Annotated in this window: 14 protein-coding genes and 2 pseudogenes; 7 read left to right on the top strand and 9 right to left on the bottom strand. The window is 42.0% G+C overall.

Annotation, left to right across the window (positions count from 1 at the left end; all coding sequences use genetic code 11):
• Positions 1-286: 286 nt before the first annotated feature.
• Positions 287-5,347 (top strand): nSTAND1 domain-containing NTPase, encoded by a 5,061-nt coding sequence (locus GSQ19_RS05320; protein WP_011316937.1) that lies wholly within the window; start codon positions 287-289, stop codon positions 5,345-5,347.
• Between the two features lie 145 nt (positions 5,348-5,492).
• On the opposite strand, the gene GSQ19_RS05315 is transcribed toward GSQ19_RS05320, so the two are convergent.
• Complete coding sequence (locus tag GSQ19_RS05315; RefSeq protein ID WP_041455889.1) at positions 5,493-5,879, bottom strand: hypothetical protein; 387 nt, start codon at positions 5,877-5,879, stop codon at positions 5,493-5,495.
• A 353-nt stretch (positions 5,880-6,232) separates the two neighbouring features.
• On the opposite strand from GSQ19_RS05315, the gene GSQ19_RS05310 reads away from it, so the two are divergent.
• On the top strand, positions 6,233-6,523 hold the full coding sequence (locus tag GSQ19_RS05310; protein WP_011316935.1) for a hypothetical protein: 291 nt from the start codon (positions 6,233-6,235) through the stop codon (positions 6,521-6,523).
• Positions 6,524-6,847: 324 nt separating this feature from the next.
• Here the strand turns inward: GSQ19_RS05310 and GSQ19_RS05305 are convergent, their stop codons facing one another.
• A complete protein-coding gene (locus GSQ19_RS05305; protein ID WP_011316934.1) occupies positions 6,848-8,791 on the bottom strand; it encodes an FAD-dependent oxidoreductase in 1,944 nt (647 codons plus the stop codon).
• Positions 8,792-9,163: 372 nt separating this feature from the next.
• Here GSQ19_RS05305 and GSQ19_RS05300 point away from each other — a divergent pair, with 372 nt between their 5' ends.
• Entirely contained in the window at positions 9,164-9,655 is a 492-nt protein-coding gene (locus GSQ19_RS05300; RefSeq protein ID WP_011316933.1) for a hypothetical protein, read from the top strand.
• A 34-nt stretch (positions 9,656-9,689) separates the two neighbouring features.
• Here GSQ19_RS05300 and GSQ19_RS05295 read toward each other — a convergent pair whose 3' ends face one another.
• The 5 genes from GSQ19_RS05295 to topA all read right to left on the bottom strand — a co-directional run bounded on the left by GSQ19_RS05295 (position 9,690) and on the right by topA (position 17,159).
• On the bottom strand, positions 9,690-12,215 hold the full coding sequence (locus GSQ19_RS05295) for an HD family phosphohydrolase (protein ID WP_011316932.1): 2,526 nt from the start codon (positions 12,213-12,215) through the stop codon (positions 9,690-9,692).
• Positions 12,216-12,485: 270 nt separating this feature from the next.
• The gene (locus GSQ19_RS05290) at positions 12,486-13,421 is read right to left on the bottom strand and encodes an ADP-ribosylglycohydrolase family protein (RefSeq protein WP_011316931.1); all 936 of its coding nucleotides are present in this window, start codon (positions 13,419-13,421) and stop codon (positions 12,486-12,488) included.
• 180 nt (positions 13,422-13,601) lie between these two features.
• Positions 13,602-14,051, bottom strand: a complete 450-nt coding sequence (gene aroQ, locus GSQ19_RS05285) for a type II 3-dehydroquinate dehydratase (protein ID WP_011316930.1) — start codon at positions 14,049-14,051, stop codon at positions 13,602-13,604.
• A 19-nt stretch (positions 14,052-14,070) separates the two neighbouring features.
• Positions 14,071-14,169 carry a DNA topoisomerase I gene (locus tag GSQ19_RS29680; RefSeq protein ID WP_162470529.1) on the bottom strand — a complete coding sequence of 33 codons (99 nt, stop codon included), beginning with the start codon at positions 14,167-14,169 and terminating at the stop codon, positions 14,071-14,073.
• Between the two features lie 344 nt (positions 14,170-14,513).
• Positions 14,514-17,159, bottom strand: coding sequence for a type I DNA topoisomerase (gene topA / locus GSQ19_RS05280; protein ID WP_011316928.1), 2,646 nt, complete (start codon positions 17,157-17,159; stop codon positions 14,514-14,516).
• A gap of 380 nt (positions 17,160-17,539) precedes the next feature.
• Between topA and GSQ19_RS30615 the strand changes: the two are divergent.
• The 4 genes and pseudogenes from GSQ19_RS30615 to GSQ19_RS05260 all read left to right on the top strand — a co-directional run.
• Positions 17,540-17,674, top strand: a pseudogene (locus GSQ19_RS30615) (hypothetical protein); the annotation flags it as partial.
• A gap of 234 nt (positions 17,675-17,908) precedes the next feature.
• Positions 17,909-18,139, top strand: a pseudogene (locus GSQ19_RS05270) (DUF6745 domain-containing protein); the annotation flags it as partial.
• 196 nt (positions 18,140-18,335) lie between these two features.
• Entirely contained in the window at positions 18,336-18,635 is a 300-nt protein-coding gene (gene rbp, locus GSQ19_RS05265) for an RNA-binding regulator (RefSeq protein ID WP_011316925.1), read from the top strand.
• 119 nt (positions 18,636-18,754) lie between these two features.
• Positions 18,755-19,915, top strand: a complete 1,161-nt coding sequence (locus GSQ19_RS05260; protein ID WP_011316924.1) for an NAD(P)/FAD-dependent oxidoreductase — start codon at positions 18,755-18,757, stop codon at positions 19,913-19,915.
• Here GSQ19_RS05260 and GSQ19_RS05255 read toward each other — a convergent pair.
• Positions 19,895-20,632, bottom strand: a complete 738-nt coding sequence (locus GSQ19_RS05255) for a hypothetical protein (RefSeq protein WP_011316923.1) — start codon at positions 20,630-20,632, stop codon at positions 19,895-19,897. The two genes, GSQ19_RS05260 and GSQ19_RS05255, sit on opposite strands and share 21 nt — an antisense overlap.
• 8 nt (positions 20,633-20,640) lie before the next feature.
• The gene (locus tag GSQ19_RS05250; RefSeq protein WP_306660006.1) at positions 20,641-20,772 is read right to left on the bottom strand and encodes a hypothetical protein; all 132 of its coding nucleotides are present in this window, start codon (positions 20,770-20,772) and stop codon (positions 20,641-20,643) included.
• Positions 20,773-20,931 lie beyond the last annotated feature (159 nt).

The raw sequence follows: 20,931 nt of genomic DNA, 5'->3' as shown, positions 1-20,931 counted from the left end.
AGTCTATTTCTTAAGGAATAAGCCATAAGGGATAGATTTTAGGATTGTTGATTTCTATTTATAAATGTTGAATATTGATTAATTGAATGGCGATCGCATTGCATTTAGGAACAACATTTGCATAACACTACATAAAAAAAGGATGTCAAACATATTTAGTCAATGAAAACGGAAAATCAAGGGTATAGGGATATGGGGATATAAAAGTATAGGGGTATAAATGTTTAAGTTTAAAACCCTCACACCCTCACACCCTTACTCATCTTTAGCTACTGTTGTGTAAAAAATGCCACCAATTGGTCTTTCAACCAGCCGTACAACTCATACCAAACAAACCAACATCCCTAAGTTGTGGTTAATTCTGGTGGGAGTAAATCAATACCAGGACGAACACCTACCCAACCTGAATTACTCAGCAATAGATTGTCAGGGTTTATCTGAGGCTTTAACTGAGGCGGCCTCCCAATTTACCCAAAAGATTGTCAACATTTACCACGATTTTGCACCACAATCACCATCTTTAGCAAATGTCCGTCATAGACTACAAGATATAACGTCTACTGTATCCCCTATTGATACGATTTTATTTTATTTTTCTGGTCATGGGGTGGTAGATCCCAAGACACAAGAAGTATTTTTGTGTTTAGCAGATACGCAAAAATCAAACTTGCAAAATACAGGTTTAGCTTTACAAGAAATATTGCAACTTTTGGGTAACAGTGGGGTACAGAATCAGCTAGTGTGGTTAGATGCTTGTCATAGTGGGGGGATGTCTCTTAGGGGAGTAACACTGCAACTAGTGGAGCTACTACAACAAAGTGCCGCTAAGAGTAAGGGGTTTTATGCTTTACTTTCTTGTGATAATAATCAGCAATCTTGGGAATTTCCCGAATTGGGGCATGGGGTATTTACATATTATTTGATGCGGGGTTTGCAAGGTGAGGCGGTAGATAGTCAAGGCTTGATTTATTTGGATGGTTTATATCGTTATGTATATCACCAAACCTTGCAATATATTGATAAAACTAATCAACAATTACGGCTAATTAATCAGCAGAAACGGGGTAAAGGTGATACGCAACTTTATAACGAATATCCCCTGCAAACTCCTAAAAGAATTGTGGAAGGAGTGGGGGAATTAATTTTAGGGAAAAGATTAAAGAAAATTGCCTCTGGGGTGCATCATGGTTTGGGGATGGTGGTGGAGGGGTTATCAAATAGTAAAATTACATTAGATATTAGTAAACTTCTGGGTAGTACTGGAGATTTTGCGGTTGAGTATTTGCCAGCTACTAAAACATCGGCTGAGGATATTAAAGCAGCGATCGCTCGTCATTGGCAACAACCCCAAGCAGAATTAACTCTGTTATATCTGCGGGGACGCATTGAGGAAAGCGAAGCTGGGGAATGGCTACGACTGGGAGAAGATATCTGCATCAAACGTTCCTGGTTAAAACAACAGTTACGCCAATGCACTAGCCAACAGGTAATTATCTTGGATTGTCCGTTAGGGACTGCATCGTTAGGGGATTGGATAGAAGATTTACAAATTGAATCTCATCACGGACAATGTTTAATTGCTTGCGCCTCACCTCCAGAAGCACCAGAAAACTTTGCCCAAAAATTCCTCGATACCTTGATGATATCTGCTCAAGGAAATGGTTTGTCTGCGGCTGGGGCGATCGCTCAATTACAATTATCTTTAGCGGATAGTAAAACCCCTCTCTATGTTTGGCTATCAGGGACACAGGGAATTATCGAAATTTTGACTAACAACACACACAAAAGCCAACAGACAAGCGGGTTGGATTTAGGGGTGTGTCCTTACATGGGTTTAAATGCTTTTGCGGAAGCAGACGCAGCCTATTTTTATGGGAGAGAAACTGTCACCCAGCAGTTAATTCATCATCTGCGGGATAACTCATTTCTCGCTGTCATCGGTGCTTCGGGTAGTGGGAAGTCTTCCGTAGTGCAAGCTGGACTCATTCCCCAACTGCGACAGGGGAAACACATCCCCAATAGTGAACAGTGGGGGATTAAAACTATCCGTCCTGGTGTCAATCCTGTGGAGGCTTTAGCCAGGAAGTTGGGGGAATGGAGAGAAACCCATCTTGTGATTGAGGGAATTTTACATCAAGGAGTGGAAAGTTTTGTTTACTGGCTGCGTAGCCTTCCCCATAGGGTGACGGTGTTGGTAATAGACCAGTTTGAGGAATTATTTACCCTTGCACCATCACCAGATAGGGAGTTATTTCTAGAATTGTTATTGGGGGCTGTACAGTATGCAGGCGATCGCTTTAAATTAATTATTACTTTAAGGGCTGATTTTATTGCTCCTTGTTTGGAAGTACCAGCTTTAGCTGAAGCACTACAGGTAGCTAGTGTGTTAGTTCCCCCAAAACTGAGTTTGGATGATTATCGGCGGGTGATTCTCAACCCAGCACAGCAGGTAGGGTTGCAGGTGGAAGGGGAACTGGTGGAAGTGCTGTTACGGGAGTTAAATCAATCCGTGGGGGATTTACCTTTACTGGAATTTGTTTTAGAACAGTTATGGCAACAACGAACGGCTGGTAAATTAACTCTACAAAGCTATCAAGAACAACTAGGGGGAATTAAAGGCGCATTAGAGCGATCGTGTCAAGGGGTTTATGAAAGTTTACCACCACAATTACAAGAATGTGCCAAGTGGATTTTTCTTTCATTAACTCAGTTAGGGGAAGGTACAGAAGATACCAGAAGACGCATATATAAGTCAGATTTAATAGTTAAAAAATATCCGGTTGGGTTAGTAGAACAAACCCTCAATGCTTTGACTACTGCCAAATTAGTAGTAATTAACTTAGAAACAGACATAGAAGCACAAGGTAAAAGTTCCTCCCCTGCTTCCCCAGCCTCCCCTGCTTCCCCTACTCCCTTTGTTACAGTAGAGGTCGCCCACGAAATTTTAATACGCCATTGGTCAACTTTGCGCTGGTGGTTAGAAGAAAACCGCGATCGCTTGCGTAAACAAAGACAAATTAATCATGCTTGTCAGTTGTGGCAACAAAGCGGCAAACAAGCAGACTTTTTATTACAAGGTGCTAGGTTAGCAGAAGCCGAAGACATTTATATTCACTGGACTGATGAACTAGGGGCGGATGTGCAAGAATTTATCGGCGCTTGTTTAGCAGAACGCAAGCATCAACAATTACAAGCAAAAAATCGCCTCAAACAAGCACAAAGGGCTGTAGTCGCCTTGAGTGTTTTAGGTATTGCATCTGTCAGTTTTGGGGGTTTAGCTTATTGGCAAGGTAGGGAAGCCCAATTTAGGGAAATTGCAGCGTTAAATTCTTCATCCCAGGCAAATCTGTTATCTCATCAACAATTAGCAGCACTTATCGCCAGTCTCAAAGCTGCACAACAGGTAAATAATGTCATAGCAGTTCCCAATAATCTCAAATTAGCAACTGTCACTACCTTACAACAAGCCCTGTTGGGGATGCAGGAACGGAACAGGCTAGAAGGACATAAGGACGGCGTGATTAGTATTAGCATCAGTGGAGATGGTCAAACTATCGCCTCTGGTGGCTTAGATAAGACTATTAAACTTTGGAGTCGAGACGGTCGGTTATTTAGAACTCTCAACGGACATGAAGACGCTGTTTATAGTGTAAGTTTCTCTCCCGACGGTCAAACCATTGCTTCCGGGGGGAGTGACAAAACCATTAAACTTTGGCAAACCAGTGATGGAACCCTACTCAAAACCATCACTGGTCATGAGCAAACAGTCAATAATGTTAATTTTAGTCCCGATGGTAAAACTCTCGCCTCTGCCAGTAGTGATCACAGCATCAAGTTGTGGGATAGTACATCTGGTCAACTCTTGATGACTCTCAATGGTCATAGCGCTGGAGTTATCAGTGTGCGTTTCAGTCCTGATGGTCAGACCATCGCTTCCGCTAGCGAAGATAAAACCGTTAAACTGTGGCATCGCCAAGATGGGAAATTATTAAAAACCCTCAATGGACATCAAGATTGGGTAAATAGCCTGAGTTTTAGCCCTGATGGTAAAACTCTCGCTTCCGCTAGTGCTGACAAAACCATCAAACTGTGGCGCATCGCTGATGGTAAATTGGTCAAAACCCTAAAAGGTCACAATGATTCAGTCTGGGATGTTAACTTTAGCCAAGATGGTAAAGCGATCGCCTCTGCGAGTAGAGATAACACTATCAAACTGTGGAACCGTCACGGCATCGAACTAGAAACCTTTACAGGTCATAGCGGTGGTGTGTATGCTGTAAATTTCCTGCCTGATGGTAAAACTCTCGCTTCCGCTAGTTTAGACAACACCATCAGACTTTGGCAGCGTCCCTTAATATCTCCCTTAGAAGTTCTTGCCGGCAATAGCGGCGTGTATGCGCTCAGTTTCAGCCCTGACGGTAGTATCATTGCTACAGCAGGTGCAGATGGCAAGATTCAGCTTTGGCACAGTCAAGACGGTAGTTTACTAAAAACCCTACCAGGGAACAAAGCAATTTATGGTATTAGTTTTACACCCCAAGGTGATTTAATCGCTAGCGCCAACGCCGATAAAACTGTGAAGATTTGGCGTGTTAGAGATGGTCAGCTTTTAAAAACACTCATAGGACATGATAACGAAGTCAACAAAGTAAATTTTAGCCCAGATGGTAAAGCGATCGCTTCCGCCAGCCGAGACAACACAATTAAACTTTGGAATGTGAGCGATGGTAAGTTAAAACAAATCCTCAAAGGTCATACAGAGGAAGTATTTTGGGTTAGTTTTAGCCCCGATGGTAAAATCATCGCCTCTGCTAGTGCGGACAAAACTATCCGACTCTGGGACAGTGTTAGCGGCAACTTAATTAAAAGTCTTCCAGCCCATAATGACTTAGTATACAGCGTCAACTTCAGTCCTGACGGTAGTATGCTTGCTTCAACCAGCGCCGACAAAACCGTCAAACTCTGGAGGAGTCAAGACGGTCATTTACTACATACTTTCTCAGGCCATAGTGATGTAGTTTATAGTAGCAGCTTCTCTCCCGATGGTCGTTACATTGCATCAGCCAGCGAAGATAAAACAGTCAAAATTTGGCAACTCGACGGTCACCTGTTAACCACCCTACCCCAGCATCAAGCCGGAGTCATGAGTGCAATTTTTAGCCCAGATGGTAAAACTCTCATCTCCGGCAGTTTAGACACTACCACCAAAATTTGGCGTTTTGATAGCCAGCAAGCCCAAACTTCCCAGATAAATACTTTAGTCATGTCTGCTTGCAACTGGCTACAGGATTACCTCAACACCAATCCCCATGTTACGACCAACGAACAAAAACTCTGTCCTAGTTAACGTGAGTTCGACGAATTTAAAAAACCCCTCTCCAAACCTCTCCCCTGCAAGGAGAGAGGCTTCAAAACCCTAATTTTCGTTGAGTTTTCAGGATATTTAAGCCCCTCTCCGCGTCGGAGAGGGGTTTGGGGAGAGGTCAAACACTTTAATATTGAGTTTTAAATTTAGTATTTTGAACACCCTCTAGTTTAGGTTGCTCTAAAAGAGTAGGTGATAAGTGAAGGAATTGCCCTTGTATTGCATTAATTCCGTCTTCAGAACCCTTTGGCCCTCTTGGTCTAGGACGTTCCCGTAATCCTGATGGATTAATTATAGTTGTTTCTTGTACAGCCTCGATTTCATGACCACCGGGGCCACGGGGTCTAGGTCTTGATACTTCATCTGCACCAGTACTTTGTATTTGGGCAACGTAACTAGCATCTAGTCTCTGAATCTGGGAAGCGTTATAATTATTGCTTGCCAAACTGGGCAATGCACTGAGTAATATAGTTGGTAATGCGATCGCTACACTATAAATTTGACTATTCATCATTAACCTACGTTTTTTGTTAAATAATTACTCGTAGCCAAATCACCGGAAATCACACATAAAAAACAAGCTACAGCCATATCTGTGTAGATATTGCATTGTGATTGTTAACTACAAACTCAACTTACAGCATTCCTGATTTCCAGAAAAAATTCCCTACATTATCCCAATAGATGTGACTTGTGTTTTTTATGCACAAAAACTAGTAACTACTAATAAGGGCTGTTGACGGTTGACTGTTAACAGCCTTCACGATTGATTATGCAACTTAAAAGCAGAATTAGTATTACTCCATAATGTTATATTTGTGTGCTAGTGAACTCACTTAAAAAACTCGCGTTGGTCACGAAACTAAGTTGATTGGTCACGAAACTAACTTCATTCGTCACCAAACTAAATTGATTGGTCACGAAATTAACTTTATTCGTTACGAAACTAAGTTGATTGGTCACAAAACTAACTTCATTCGTCACCAAACTAAGTTGATTGGTCACGAAATTAACTTTATTCGTCACCACACCATAAGAATCCGATTTGATTTCTGTTGGCGTAGCCTGCGCTTGCACATAAAATTATTAGTATCTGTAGCATTGCACACCATCTCATGGTTTTGGTGGGCATTGCCCACCCTACGTATATTTCAATAATCAAGTAATTAGTTTAGTAGGGTGCGTCAGTATGAATAATTGCTGAGTATAGTTAGGGTCTATCGCCATGACACACCCTACATCTTAGATATTTTTTGATCTGGAAGTCTCTTAACTTTCGTTGCGATCGCTTTGCCATATTGTAGGCGATCGCCTTTTACAATTAAAGTATTAATTGTCTAAAACGCACACACCTAATGAATTAATTCAAAATACCCTACGGGAAGCTAAAGCTACAAAATTCAAAATGAAGAAAAATTCTGTAGGCGCACTACAAAAGATGCAGATACCCGACTTTTTGAAAAAGTCGGGTATCTCTAATTTTTAAATCTGCAACAAACCCTCTGGATTCACCGATAAAAGCGATCGCCTCTGCAAACCTTCCCGGTGTAAAATCTCATTGGCTGCGATTAAACCACTACTGACGGCGCGTTCCATTAAGCCGCAGGGAAAGGGCATTTTTACCCAATCACCAGCAAACAATAAGTTAGAAATATTTGTACTGGTTTCTGGACGTTCTCCATAACTATTGGGTGGATAACCGGAAAAGTTATGTTGATTTACCAATTCCCGATGCAGGAGTTTTGCTTGTTTCAACTGGGGGACTATGTCATATAGTTCGTTTTCAAAGGTAGTTAACAAAGCTTCCTGGGTGGGAAATTCTTTTTCTTTGTAACAATAGGCGTGTAACTCTACCACACTACCGCCAGTTTTTTGTGACCAATCAATAAATTGTTGCTGAATGCGGTGATATAAGGTGATGCTGTCGGTTAACTGATAGCCAGATAAGGAAGTAAAGTTACTTTGTTCCCACTCAAAATCTTGATCAAACCAGAAACGACACACAGCAAAAGGATCAGCGATACTCAAGTTTTCTACTTGCGATCGCACTGTTTGATCTACATCTCCACTAATATGCTTAAATAATTGTTGTACTCCAGGCACATCTGTGGCAAACACGTAATAATCTGCGGTGATTGTCTCTGGTAACAGTGCATCATTAGTTGTAGCTAACAGTTGCAATTCATCATTTTGTTTTTGTACAACTTGCAACTTTTGTAAATCCCGCTTGGCTGGCCCCTTCAACACTTTACCATCCGCCGCAAATTCTGCCCCATGACAAGGGCAACGGTATTTACCATCTGTGGATTTTTTCACAGTACAACCTTGATGAGTACAAGTTAAAGAAATTGCTGTTTCGCTAGCAGATTCCACAGCAAATACTTCATCAGCCGCACCAAAATACTCTGTTTTTTCTTCAGTAATCACTGAGTTACGTTTTACCCAAAAAGGGACATTATTTTGATTACTGCCAACATAATATTTCAAACCTCGAATTTTACCATCTTTGGCAATAATTTCGCTCACCGTTGCATCAGTAAGAATTGTCCCATTCTTATTTTTCACACTGTTGGCAATGGGTTGGACTAAACTTGTCCCCATATCATCTTTCGTACCATTAAAAGCCAGTCCTTCTGGATTGCCAAAAAAATAAAAATGGAAAAACTGCATTAATTCTCCCACGCTCATTGTATCTGGTGCGTTCAAGCTAGACTTAGCAAATGGGAGAAAATACAAATCGTACAAACCTTGGGGAAATTCTGTTTTTACCCAATCAGCCACCGATATATTATCGAAGCGTTGATAGTTCTTTTCTCGCTGAAAACCTGTGATGGCTTGAAATACTTGTAGGTGTTTAATCTTAGTTAAATTAATTCCCCATTGGAAGCGATTAGGAGAGGCGATCGCTAAGTCTACAATATTCCAAGGAAAGGCTGAATGACTAGGACGAAAAACCTCTGGTTTGTATTGATCTCCTCGATAAACAACTGAATAAAAGTTTAATGATTGAAAATTATCATTTATTCCCAGTTCTGCAACTATACTTTTCAAATTATAGTACTGAGGAAAAAAGCCATGAAAGCCATGTTCCATCATGAAGGTTTCGCCCACGGCTTCTATTTGCCAGCTAGCAATTTTACCACCGAGTTGGGGTGATTTTTCTATCAGTGTGACTGTAAACCCCCGTTGACTCAATTCATACGCACAAGCTAAACCCGCTAAACCACCCCCGATAACTATGACACTTTTTGCTTGATTCAGTAACCGTGGCAAACTCAAGGTATCTTTTTGAAATACCGTTGGCTTAGGCTTAGTAAAGCGAGAGTATCCTGTTACTCCTGCAACTGCACCAACACCAAACACCTTTAAAAGGGTGCGACGGGATATATTATTAGTAGACTCTGGCAAATTAGGTAATAAACTCATTGGTGATCAAATTAACTCTTCACAATGAAATACTGGCGTAACATTATCAGTAAATTTTGGGGTATTTTTCCCCTAATCTTTGTTAATTCTAAACGAAATTATTTTTACAGAATCAAGAAAATTGTCAATGATTTGACGTAAAAAGTGTAATAAATTACATTTGCTTACGATAATGCTGTATGTAGATTTGTTAGCATATATGTATCAAAATAAAAAAGCAACCCCTTGGATTAATACAAATGAGTAAATGTTTTGATAGTGTCATTTTGTAAGTGATTAGTAGCTTTTCTACTGTAACTTTCTGTTATATAGACACTTTTCTATATTTGGTGCAGTCAAAACTAATAAAATGAATTATCTAGACTGAAACTTATGACAAACTGGGCGCAATTAACAAATATTGCTAGAATATTCTGCCCAATACTCCTTTTAGGAACAATTACCGCTACAGCACAAGCACAATCAGCGCCAGGTGCTTTATTTTCGCCTAATGTCAATCTTCAGGTGCAGCGCATTAGTGGAGTTTGTCCGCCAACAGTGGGATTATGGTGGATTATCTTACCTTATGAGGGTGGTGCAGAACATACAGTAGTGGCTGATATCAGGGCTTTTGCAGATAACACGCAGTTAATTGCATCTAATAATCAGCAGTTTGTAGAATTTGTTTCCCCTCTACGCAGCAACTACGCTTCTTGTGTAGGTCAAGCAAGCAGTCAGGAATATGTTTTCTACAATGTAGAGTTTAAAAATAAGAAAGCGTATTTTCGTGTAGATTTGCGAAATATTAATGCGCCAGGACGGTTAATTATTGATAAAACTGTAGCTGGTTTTCGTCCTTATGTGCGGTGGGCGATCGCCGACTAGAATTAGAGTTAAAAATAATATCAAATTTGTCTAATTACCCCTTACCAGACTTCATTTTGGGATAAGCAATCCGTTTATGATGAAACTGTTGCCAAACTTCTACAAAAATTTCGGCAATTTGTGACATTTCTTCCCGCGTCAAACCTGAATCAATGAGTTGATTATCTTGCCATCTAGCGCGGAGAATATTATTCAGAACAGTTAAAGCTTGTTCAGTATTTACATCCTTGAGCGATCGCAATGCAGCTTCACAAGCATCAGCCAACATCACTATGGCTGTCTCCCGCGATTGGGGAATCGGGCCGTCATAGCGAAAATCGGCTTCATTGACGACAATATTAGGGTCTGTCTGTGCCATCTGTTCTGCTTGATGATGAAAATAGGCAATTAACATTGTCCCTTGATGTTCGGGGATAAAGGCTTGAATCGCTGTGGGTAAAAGATGTCTCCGCGCCATTACCAAGCCTTCACTGACGTGCTTTTTAATAATTTCTGCACTCTTCCACGGGTCTTTGATTTCCGTTTCGTGTTTATTTGGCCCCCCCATTTGGTTTTCAATAAAGCCCAGGGGGTCGTGCATTTTGCCAATATCGTGATACAAAGTCCCAGCCCTCACCAATTCCACATTACATCCCAGGTGTTTTGCCGCAGCTTCCGCCAGGGTTGCCACAAATAGGGTATGTTGAAATGTCCCTGGTGTTTCCGTCGCTAACCGTTTTAATAAAGGTCGATTGGGATTTGCTAATTCTGCCAAGCGAATGGGGGTAACTAAATCAAATAGCTTTTCTAAATAAGGACTTAAACCCAAAGCCACAACACTCCAAGCTAGTCCCGATAAAGTAAATAACCCTGCTTCTTGGAGGATGAGATACCAGGAGGAACCAAAAGCCGCACCAATCAAGACTTTCATCAGTAGGTAAACTCCACCTTGGGTAATAGCGATCGCCCCACCCAAAAGGGCTAATTCCTCACGCGATCGCAATCTGTGGGCGATGTAACTACCTAAAATTCCCCCAGCCGCACCAGCTACTAGTCCAATAGTGCTGATTTCCATACTCATGGGTAAAATGAACAAAAGTAAGCAGATAACTGTCATACTCAACTCACGGCCATAAAAGCTACCCAACAGCAAACCGACAGCGCCCCAAGTCGTATAGGACACACCCATTGCCAGGACTCCTGGCGTACTCAAGGTCAGTAACAAAACTAACAGGCGATCGCGTTGTCTGAGTGGGCATTTACTTCGTGTTTCGACTAGGACAAATATACAAACTCCCCCAGTCACCAAACCGCCTAATTTCAGCAAAGCTAACCAGTTATTTTCGCGGCTAATCAGTTGATAATGCTCTAATACCTCAAAATCCCACTCAGTAATTTCTTTCCCTTTCTTGACAATAACTGCACCTTGTTTCACCTCAACCATCACAGGTGCAACCACAGATGCAGCTTTTTGAGCGTGTTCTCTGGTTTGTTCCTCATCTTTCTTCAGATTCGGTTCCAGTACAGCCAACAATAGTTTAGTCGCTAAAGATTCCGCACTTTTGGGGACAAAAGCTTGCACTTGCAAAGTTACAGCGTTTTGTAAAACACTCTGAGGCAAACCCGCAGGAATACCTTGGGCTAAAATCCGTTCTGCACCTTGGCGGATTCCCTTTTGTGTTTGGGTCCATTCATAATCTGACAATTCCAGAAGAACAGTTTCGTGATAAATTGTCTGTGTTGTAATGGTATCTACGTGTAAAATTTGCACACTAGCTTGGGCGTAAGCTTCCCTTGCTTGAGTAATTTGATTGATCAGTCTCGGTAAATTTTGATTGGCAGTGGTCATCCGAAAAGTAGCTAATTCTGCCAACGCTTGCACAAACTGAGTGTTTGTAGAGACTTCAGGATTTTGTGTTTTTGGGGAAGATATACTTTCTTTTGGTTGACCAGGGTCAAGAGAAACACCTTGAACTTGACTTTCCTGGCCGAGGGAAACTGTCGGAGGGGGAAATAATAAAGAAGTTTGTGTTTCCGTATTCGGCAAATTCTGGGAATTTTCTTGTTTACGCAGGCTGCGAGTACTGGGTTTTTCTAAGAACAATCCCAACCTTTTTTGACCCGTATTTTCTAAAGCCACCAGCATCATTTGCCATTCTGCATCAGAACAAGAGCGTAGGTAATGTTGGCTAGATAAGGACAGGACTGAAGTATCATAAAAAGGGAAAGAACCAGCCGATATGCGAATTTCATTACCCTGATCCAGCATTTTCTCTAGGTTTTGGCCGATTTGTGCGGTAGTTCTCACATCGACCATTAACACTGGTGTTAAACTTTTACGAGCTGCTTTGCGTTCAATTTCAGTGCGTTTTTTATCTTCAATACTAGCGGTACGAGGTGCTTTAATCGTTTGGGGTGCAACCGTCCCTATTTTCAGCTTTGGTTGATTATATAACTTATGACCAATTACCCCCGTAAGAGAGACAATAGCGATCGCCAAAACAACGGATGAACGCTGTTCATGCACCCAGCCCAGATTTACTGCATCTACCCAACTTTTCTTCTTTAACGATTTTGCCATTTTTTGCTAGGTCTCTCAGGCTCAAAAGCTGATGCAACGAGCTTTTTCCCATGTGGCGTTGCATAAATGCGGGATGAATTGGGACTTTTGTACAAATATGAGTAGATAAGCTGTTACGCATTTAAATCGTATATTTCGCACTCAGGTTGTCAAAAATCCAAAGTCCACAGTCCAAGCTAGCCTTTAACTCTGGACTCTTGACTATGGACAGCCCTGACTCAAGAATATTTGATCTAAGCGCGTATCACCTTAGAGAGTTATTTAATCGATCTAACGCCCTCGAATAATGTTAGGCGCTGCATAAACAGAAAATGGAACCGATTGATTAGGCATGATAAACCCTGATTCTGAAAACTCTCTGGAATTTAGGGGAAGATTATACACTCCTGACCACACCCCAGCAAGAGCATCCGCCAATTCTAGCATCTGGCAGAGGTTGGTTTCTTCGTTGGCTGTGGAGTTAGTTGGTAAAAGTGAAGTCTGCCAATTAGCAGGAATACCTACAGTGCTGTTATAACTTCCAGACAAAATACCAGTAATGGCTGTTATTGTCTGTGAGTGCATAGATTCTAGTTGCAAGCTACGCAAAACCGAGAAACGAAAGTCTTCCAAGGTGCTGAGAAAGCAGTAAAATGCCACAGCAGTAGCATGAGAAAGCTTCTCTTCTCTACTCAACTCAGCTTTTAGTCTTTCTAAACCAGCGTGTTCTTCTAAAAGTTTGTGTATTATTAATAATTTTTGTGGAAGTAATGTCTCGGTTTCTCCAATAAAAGAGATTATTTGCGGGATTATGGTGTGGAGGTGCAGCTTTTCTGTCAGTGATTGAGCGATCGCATACCCTATTGCTAGGTTACTATCACGAACAACTGGAGCATCATCCCAGATTTTTGATACCCGCACCAAATTTTGACGCAGTTTCACAGGATTTTCATGGAAAAAAAGTGCTACTGGGATTGTGGCAAAAATTAGTTTGTTCTCGATACCTGAGTTTCCAGGCGAAGTGATAAATTCTTTTTGGTATCCTATTTGCCACTCATCTACATCTAGTTTTCCCAGTTTAATTAAACTTTCAGTGCCAGGAATAATAGTTCTAGCAAAGTTGGAGAAACCTTCCCTGTTATTACCTACCCCACCCTTAGCCAAATTTTCCCCTAATATTCCTCCAACAAAAGCACCCCTGAACCTACTAACCAACGAGTAGCGCATAATCTTCAAAAGTTAAAAGCAAGTTATTCTACCTTTCCACTTTTAACTTTTTAACAGGAAAACTGCTCAGTTGAGAGTAGATAAAAACTGATTAGGGACTTCCAGAAATTAAATTATTCAGTTTGGCACGCGGAGATAATAGATAGACTCTTTCTCCCCATACTTCCACTGCTCTAAATCTCATCCCCTCAAATGCGCCACCAGCCCCTGCAAGCCTAATAAATAGCTTTGTACACCAAAACCGCTAATCTGACCAATAACTACGGGGGCGATGTAGGAATGATGGCGGAAATCTTCTCGACGATAGATATTACTGAGATGGACTTCTACTGTGGGTAAATTTACAGCAGCGATCGCATCTCGTAAAGCTACGCTGGTATGAGTATAAGCTCCCGCATTAATCAAAATTCCATGATGCTTCCCCAAAGCCTCATGAATAGCATCTACTAACACGCCTTCATGATTGGACTGTAGGGGAAACACTTGTGCCTGTAACTTAAGAGCTGCTTCTGCCAATAAGCTATTAATCTCAGCCAAAGTTGTAGAGCCGTAAACTCCTGGTTCTCTTTTTCCCAGCAAATTTAAGTTTGGCCCATGTAGCACCAAAATACTTAGAGGTTGCGATGTCAAGTTTCGTACCTTCGGGCTTTTAGCGACGACGTGAGCGATCGTTTACAGGAATCGGAATCAGCTCCGGTTCCGGCTCGGCTTCTGGTCCTAGTAAGGACTCAATTAGCTTACGTGCCAATTCTTTCAGCTTTTCCAGTACCTTTTCTATATAGTCCATTAAACTGACCGCTCCTGAGATACTACCTCAATTTTGACTAACAGCTACGCAGAAACTGGCGTAATTTTGCACCTCTGGCCTACAACCGGACTGATACATTTTTTTGTATTGCAGTCGCAGGCTAATTTTAAAATTTTCGTGTTGTTATCTCTCTTACTTTTTAGAGTATCACATTAGCAACCCATCGGACTGCATCCAAGGATGGTCATTGGTCATTGGTCATTGGTCATTGGTCACTAGTCCATAGTCCATAGTCGAAAATCTTGGACTGTTGACTATTGACTCTTGACCCTTGACCATTAACCTTACGCCCCCTTTTTTTTCGTAGCAGTACTAGATGATTTCGCCGTTGATTTAGATTTAGTTGTACTAGTTTTACTTGTTTTGCGTGTAGTTTTAGCGGTTGAAGCTTTGGCAGATAGTAATTCTAGCGCCGTAGCTAATGTTACATCTTCGACAGATGTTCCTTCAGGAAGACCTACATTGGTCTTACCATGTTTAATATAAGGGCCATAGGGGCCGTCATAGATGTTTATAGGTGCATCGTCTTCTGGGTGTGTACCTAATTCCCGTAAAGCAGCCTTTGATTTACTACTAGTAGAACCACGGGTCTTTTTCGGTTCCGATATCAACTCCAGCGCTCTTTCTAAAGAAATTGTTAAAACATCATCACTCGCTTTGAGAGAACGGTAGTCTTTACCTTCTTTGCCTTGGTCGTGGACGACGTAAGGGCCAAAACGTCCTAGACTGGCTTGGATTTTCCCTCCAGTAGCAGGATGGGTTCCCAAGGTTCGGGGTAGTGATAACAAGCCAATAGCCGTCTCTAAGGAGATGTTTTCTGGGGTAACCCCTTTGGGTAGAGAAGCTTGTTTGGGTTTGGGATTCTCATCAGACTTATCACCCAATTGGACATAAGGCCCGTAAGCGCCGATTTTCACGTAAATTGGTTCGCCGGTTTCCGGATGGCGGCCTAGTTGGTCTGGGCCGACAGTTTTTTGCCGCAGGATGATTTCTACCTGTTTGGGGTCGAGGTCGGCGGGTGTTAAATCTTTGGGAATTGAGGCGGTAACTACACCGTCACCGTTTTCCACTTCGATATAAGGCCCATATTTACCAATACGGACTTTAGCATCTAAGTTTTCTAGTTCTACGGTTCTGGCTTTACCTGCATCAATTTGGCTTTCCCGTTCTCTCACCAGAGTTTCCAAACCTTGATCCCCTAAATAAAATTTCTTTAAGTAGGGTAGCCACTGAGCTTCACCTTCAGCAATATCATCCAAGGTTTGCTCCATTTTGGAGGTAAAACTGGGGTCAACGATATCAGGGAAATGTTTTTCCAACAAATCGGTGACGGCGAAGGCGGTAAAGGTGGGGATGAGGGCGTTATTCACCAATTGGGAGTAACCCTTATCGATAATTGTGCCGATGATGCTGGCGTAGGTACTAGGGCGACCAATGCCTTCACTTTCTAGGGTTTTGACTAGGGTGGCTTCAGTGTATCTGGCTGGAGGTTGGGTTTCGTGACCAACTGCTTCGATATTTTTGCAGTCTGGATGATCCCCGACTTTTAGACTGGGTAAGATTACCTCTTGGTCTTCCAAGGCGGCTTCTGGGTCATCAGAACCTTCAACATAGGCGCGTAAATATCCAGGGAAGTCAATCCGCTTACCGGAAGCACGGAAACCAGCGTCTTCTACTTGCAACTGCACGGTAATTTGGGTTTGGCGGGAGTCAGCCATTTGACTGGCGACGGTACGCTTCCAAATCAAATCATAGAGGGCAAGTTCTCGACCACCTAAGCCGGTTTCTTGGGGCGTGCGGAAGGTACTACCAGCCGGACGAATAGCTTCGTGGGCTTCTTGTGCGCCTTTGGATTTGGTGGTGTATTGGCGAGGCTGGGGGCTGAGATATTGTTTGCCGTATAGTTGTTCTACACAATTGCGAGCAGCTGCGATCGCCTGTTCTGACAAATGCACCGAATCTGTACGCATATAGGTAATATACCCTTGCTCGTATAAATTCTGGGCAATCCGCATCGTGTCCCGTGCTGACAGGCGCAGTTTACGGTTAGATTCCTGCTGTAATGTAGAAGTGGTAAAGGGTGGCGCGGGTTTACGCGTCACTGGGCGTTCTTCTACCTCTGAGACATTCCAGGTTTTACCAGTCAGTCGTTCTTGGAGAGCAACTGCTTCTGTTTCAGTCAGCAGCACCACATTGCGCCCGGCGGTGATTCTGCCTGTAGACGCATCAAAATCGCTCCCAGTCGCCACTTTCGTGCCTGCTAAGGTGGTTAACTGGGCGGTAAATGGGCTTTTGCTTTGCTCCAAATACGCCTTTAAGTCCCAATATGTACCTTCACGGAAAGCCCGGCGTTGGCGTTCTTTGTTGACTAGCAGTCGCACAGCCACAGACTGTACCCGTCCCGCAGATAATCCCCAAGCAATTTTTTTCCACAGCAGAGGGGAGAGGGTATAGCCCACCAAACGATCTAAAATCCGTCGTGTTTCCTGGGCGCGGACTAGCTGCTCATCGATGTTGCGGCAGTCCTTTAAAGCTTTTTTGATGGCTTCTTGGGTAATCTCATGAAACACCATCCGCTTTGTCGGCACTTTTGGCTTCAGCAACTGGTATAAATGCCAACTGATGCTTTCACCTTCTCGGTCTTCGTCAGTAGCTAGAATCAGTTCATCAGCATCTTTTAGCGCTTCTTTGAGCTGGGTGACAACTTTCTTTTTGTCTTTGGGGACAACATACACTGGTTCAAAGTCCGCGTCCACATTTACCCCAAGCTGCGCCCATGCTTCCCCTTTAACAGTGGCGGGAATTTCACTAGCTGACTGGGGTAGGTCACGTACATGACCCATCGACGCTTCTACCCGATAGTCTTTTGGCAGGTAGTTACGAATGGTACGAGCTTTGGTTGGAGATTCGACAATGACGAGAGTTGACATGGAATTTCAAAAAAAAGAATAGCTGTGAAGCTAAACAGTTAAATTGAGTTAACTTCGATGAAATGTCAAGATGAAACGTCAAGATTGCTTTAGATTGAGCCTCATCAAGATTGTCTGTTGGGTTGAAAATCCTTCAAACTGCGGGTTTAGTCCTTTCTAGAGCATATGTTAGAAGAATGCTGCTGGAAATTCCAGCTATTTCCATCTTTAACTTATCAAAGGCAAATTGGCGACTAGAGTTTTCAATATACCCCGTGAGTTTAGTACAACGATACCTTATGGTTTGGGCAGGGGGAGAGAAGAGAAGCAATGACTCAAAATTAAACCAAACTTGAGAGAAAAAGCGAAGAGGGGTTTGTACTTATTCCAGAGGCAAAATTATGCGGGCAATTCGTCAAGGCGATGTTATTCTACTACCTATGCAGGAAGTTACTGGAGAAATGATACCTCACTTAACTTTGGCAGAGGGTGAGTTTATAGGGCATCAACGCCACATCACTGAGGATGAGGCTCAGTTATTCCAGCAAGGTGACACACTTGATTTGCGTGTGTTTTCCGAGACTGCTTTGCTAGATAGAAATTTGCGATCTTCTGAGGTTTATAAAGAGATTAGAGGCTTTTTAACGCAAAGGCACGCTAAGGTTAGCGCTGAGGTACGCGGAGCAGGTTTGATCAAGATAATCCGTTTCGTCAGTGGTTATGTGCAATCAAAATTTAAATATTTTCCTGACAAAAGGGTCGATTCCGTTCGTATCTGCCAAGAATTGCAAGCGGTTGAATTAGATAGTTAGGCAGAATATACCTTTATGCAGATTGACAACTCCATTGATGTTGAGCCAATCTACTTATTAAAAATGACCTGCCCCAGCACAGGATTCATTCACGTTTTGCGGGTTCCACCCCAGACAAAATCAGCCCGTGAGGCGATTCGCTGGATAAACTGGGGAACTGATCCAGAGACTTTCTTTGTACAGACTTAATTTCTAGATAGTCAAAAAGTTTTGTATTTTACCATACATTAAAACAAAAAAATCAATATATACTTTACTAATCATGAAGATGTGATAAAATATAATTAGAGAAGTTAATTTCGGTGATACGTATCTTGTTTTTAGTAATAATTTCAAGCGGCTCTCCGGATCAACATCTCTGCATCAATGGATTCTGGAGAGTTTCATGTCAATATACGTAGGGAATCTGTCCTACAGCGTCACACAAGACGACCTTACTAAAGTATTTTCCGAGTACGGTTCAGTCACACGCGTTCAGTTACCAACAGATAGAGAAACCGGACGTGTTCGCGGTTTTGGTTTCGTAGAAATGGAATCATCAGCCGCAGAAGATGCAGCTATTCAAGCTCTTGATGGCGCAGAATGGATGGGGCGTGTACTTAAAGTTAATAAAGCTCGTCCACGGGAAGAGAAAGGCGCTCGTTCCGGTGGGGGTAATTGGTCAAGAAATAATGGTGGCTACTAATGCCAACATTGTTTCTTGAGAAAATTTAGTATTTCTTACAAGCAAATCATCCCATAATTAGCAGATTAGTGATTCACTGATCTGCTTTTTTTGTAAGTCATCTACAAGCAACATATTAAATGAAAACTTACGACTGGATTGTTGTTGGTGGGGGAATGACGGGTGCTGTACTCGCCTACGAATTGGTGAAAACAGGCTTTAGTGTACTGCTATTAGAAAAAGATGCTGTAGCTGAGAATGCTACTCGTTACAGTTATGGTGGACTTGCCTATTGGTCGGGGAGTACACCATTAACCAGACAATTATGCCAGGAGGCGCGCGATCGCTACAACATTCTTCCCCAAGAGTTAGATGCTGATATTGAATTGCGAGAATTGGATTTATTATTAACAATTCCTGCGGACAGTGACCCACAGGTTACAGCAGAGTTATATGCTCAGTGTGCAGTACCGCCATGCTTGTTAAGTGTACCAGAAGCTTGTGAGTTAGAACTACTGCTGAACCCAGGAGCGATCGCAGGTGCGTTAACTGTCAAACATGGTCATATTCATCCCCAAAAAACTGTGCAAGCTTACATTCAAGCCTTTTTGCGTGCTGGGGGTGAGTTGCAAATAGGTGAAGTATCGCAAGTAACCTCAGGTGGCGTTAAGACGACTACTGTAACTTATCACAGTGCTAATGTAGTCGTTTGCGCTGGCGGACTCAGCCGACGGTTATTAAAATCCGTAGGTGTTTCCATTAAAGTGTATTTTACCCATGCAGAAATAATTGAAACTCCCCCTGTTGATTTGCGGTTAAATACTTTAGTAATGCCAGCTAATTTACAGCGATTTAAATTAGAGTCTACATCTACTGAAGTTGATGAATTATGGAATAAACCCGGTAATCAACTAGCACCACCTATATTAGATGCAGGTGCAATTCAGTTTTTAGATGGGAGTTTACGCTTGGGACAAATTAGTCGTGTGCTGACAGATGTGGATGCTTATATCAACCATGAAGAAAGTGAGGATTGGTTGCGACAAAGTATTAGTCATATTTTACCCATCTTGGGTAATTTACCAGGAAATTGGCATCATTGTTTAGTTGCATTTAGTAGTAATAGCTTACCTGTAATTGGTGTGATTTCCGAATTACCAGGTGTGCATATTTTTTCTGGTTTCAGCAATCCTTTAGTTTTGATACCACCCTTAGCACAGCGCTTTGCTAAATTTTTATCTGGTACAGAAGATGATATTATTCCCCAATTTTCTGATTTTTTAATTTTGACTGGGAGTTAATTTTATTTCTGGAAGTTTTACCTCAATTGTATCTGAAGCAATTAGCTCTTGAGCTTCTTGTAAAAGCTGTTGCTGTTCCTGTTGAATTTCTTCCAGGCGATGAGAAATATCTATCAATCTTTGCTGTTTATATTGAGCAAAAACTTCAGTGCTTGTCACTGGCAAAGCTTTTGTATCATCCATGATGTGAGAATTGCTGATTTTTTGTATACCAAGGCTAACAATTTTAGTTACAGCTAAAACAACCCCTTGAATCAAAGCTTGAATTAATTTTAATGGTAATTGCAAAATTGACCAGCTAGCTGTTTCAATTAAGTACATTATTGCTTTGATAATGTTCCAAATAACAGCTATGGCAAATAGTAGAATTATAAAACTGATAATTGGGTGATTAGTTGCCCAACCTAATATTTGCACTAATCGCCAAAATGTAGGGTGTTGTACTAGCCAATCATTAACAGAAGCATCAATGGCTGTTTTTAGCGCCACAGATGTTGTACTCTTAATTTGCTCTGCCGTTTGCCAGCTTTGTCCTAGAGTTTTTGTAACGACATCAATAGCTTTATCAGTGTTCGTATTAGTCGTTTCTTGTAAAGATTGTCCAAGTTTTTGTGCTGAGTCAGTTAAAGAGTTAACGCTTTGGTCAACATAACCCTTTGCTGTGTGCCAATGTTGTAATAAACCTTCAGATAAGTTTATTTCTACTGGGGGTGACATAAAACATCTCACAGAGGTTGGAATCGAACTCGCAACCCATCTTGAGGTTGGTTGTTAGGGACTGGCACCGAATCTAAACTTTGATTGGGCAAGATTTCCCAATGATAGCGACGCAAAAGATGGGCTGCAATAATCTTCATTTCCATTTTGGCAAAAGCTAGGCCAAAAAATAGTATCGGCAGCTTTTAAGTTCGCGGTGGTGAAGAAACCCATGTCACCACATAGGGGGGTCAGGCATTCAGTGATTACTGCGGCACTGGATACGACAGATGGGAATATTAGAAAGGTGCTTAAATGTA

It is taken from the genome of Trichormus variabilis 0441 (genome assembly GCF_009856605.1).
Lineage (GTDB): Bacteria > Cyanobacteriota > Cyanobacteriia > Cyanobacteriales > Nostocaceae > Trichormus > Trichormus variabilis.
The sequence above is the reverse complement of the archived record's forward strand: the minus strand, read 5'-3'. Positions and strand labels throughout refer to the sequence as shown.

Excerpts from the sequence above, each read along its gene's own strand:
- GSQ19_RS05260 (WP_011316924.1), top strand. The coding sequence starts at position 18,755 with ATGAAAACTTACGACTGGATTGTTGTTGGTGGGGGAATGACGGGTGCT.
- GSQ19_RS05320 (WP_011316937.1), top strand. The coding sequence starts at position 287 with ATGCCACCAATTGGTCTTTCAACCAGCCGTACAACTCATACCAAACAA.
- GSQ19_RS05300 (WP_011316933.1), top strand. The coding sequence starts at position 9,164 with ATGACAAACTGGGCGCAATTAACAAATATTGCTAGAATATTCTGCCCA.
- GSQ19_RS05250 (WP_306660006.1), bottom strand. The coding sequence starts at position 20,772 with ATGAAGATTATTGCAGCCCATCTTTTGCGTCGCTATCATTGGGAAATC.
- GSQ19_RS05315 (WP_041455889.1), bottom strand. The coding sequence starts at position 5,879 with ATGATGAATAGTCAAATTTATAGTGTAGCGATCGCATTACCAACTATA.
- GSQ19_RS05255 (WP_011316923.1), bottom strand. The coding sequence starts at position 20,632 with ATGTCACCCCCAGTAGAAATAAACTTATCTGAAGGTTTATTACAACAT.
- topA (WP_011316928.1), bottom strand. The coding sequence starts at position 17,159 with ATGTCAACTCTCGTCATTGTCGAATCTCCAACCAAAGCTCGTACCATT.
- GSQ19_RS05295 (WP_011316932.1), bottom strand. The coding sequence starts at position 12,215 with ATGGCAAAATCGTTAAAGAAGAAAAGTTGGGTAGATGCAGTAAATCTG.
- GSQ19_RS05290 (WP_011316931.1), bottom strand. The coding sequence starts at position 13,421 with ATGCGCTACTCGTTGGTTAGTAGGTTCAGGGGTGCTTTTGTTGGAGGA.
- GSQ19_RS05305 (WP_011316934.1), bottom strand. The coding sequence starts at position 8,791 with ATGAGTTTATTACCTAATTTGCCAGAGTCTACTAATAATATATCCCGT.
- rbp (WP_011316925.1), top strand. The coding sequence starts at position 18,336 with ATGTCAATATACGTAGGGAATCTGTCCTACAGCGTCACACAAGACGAC.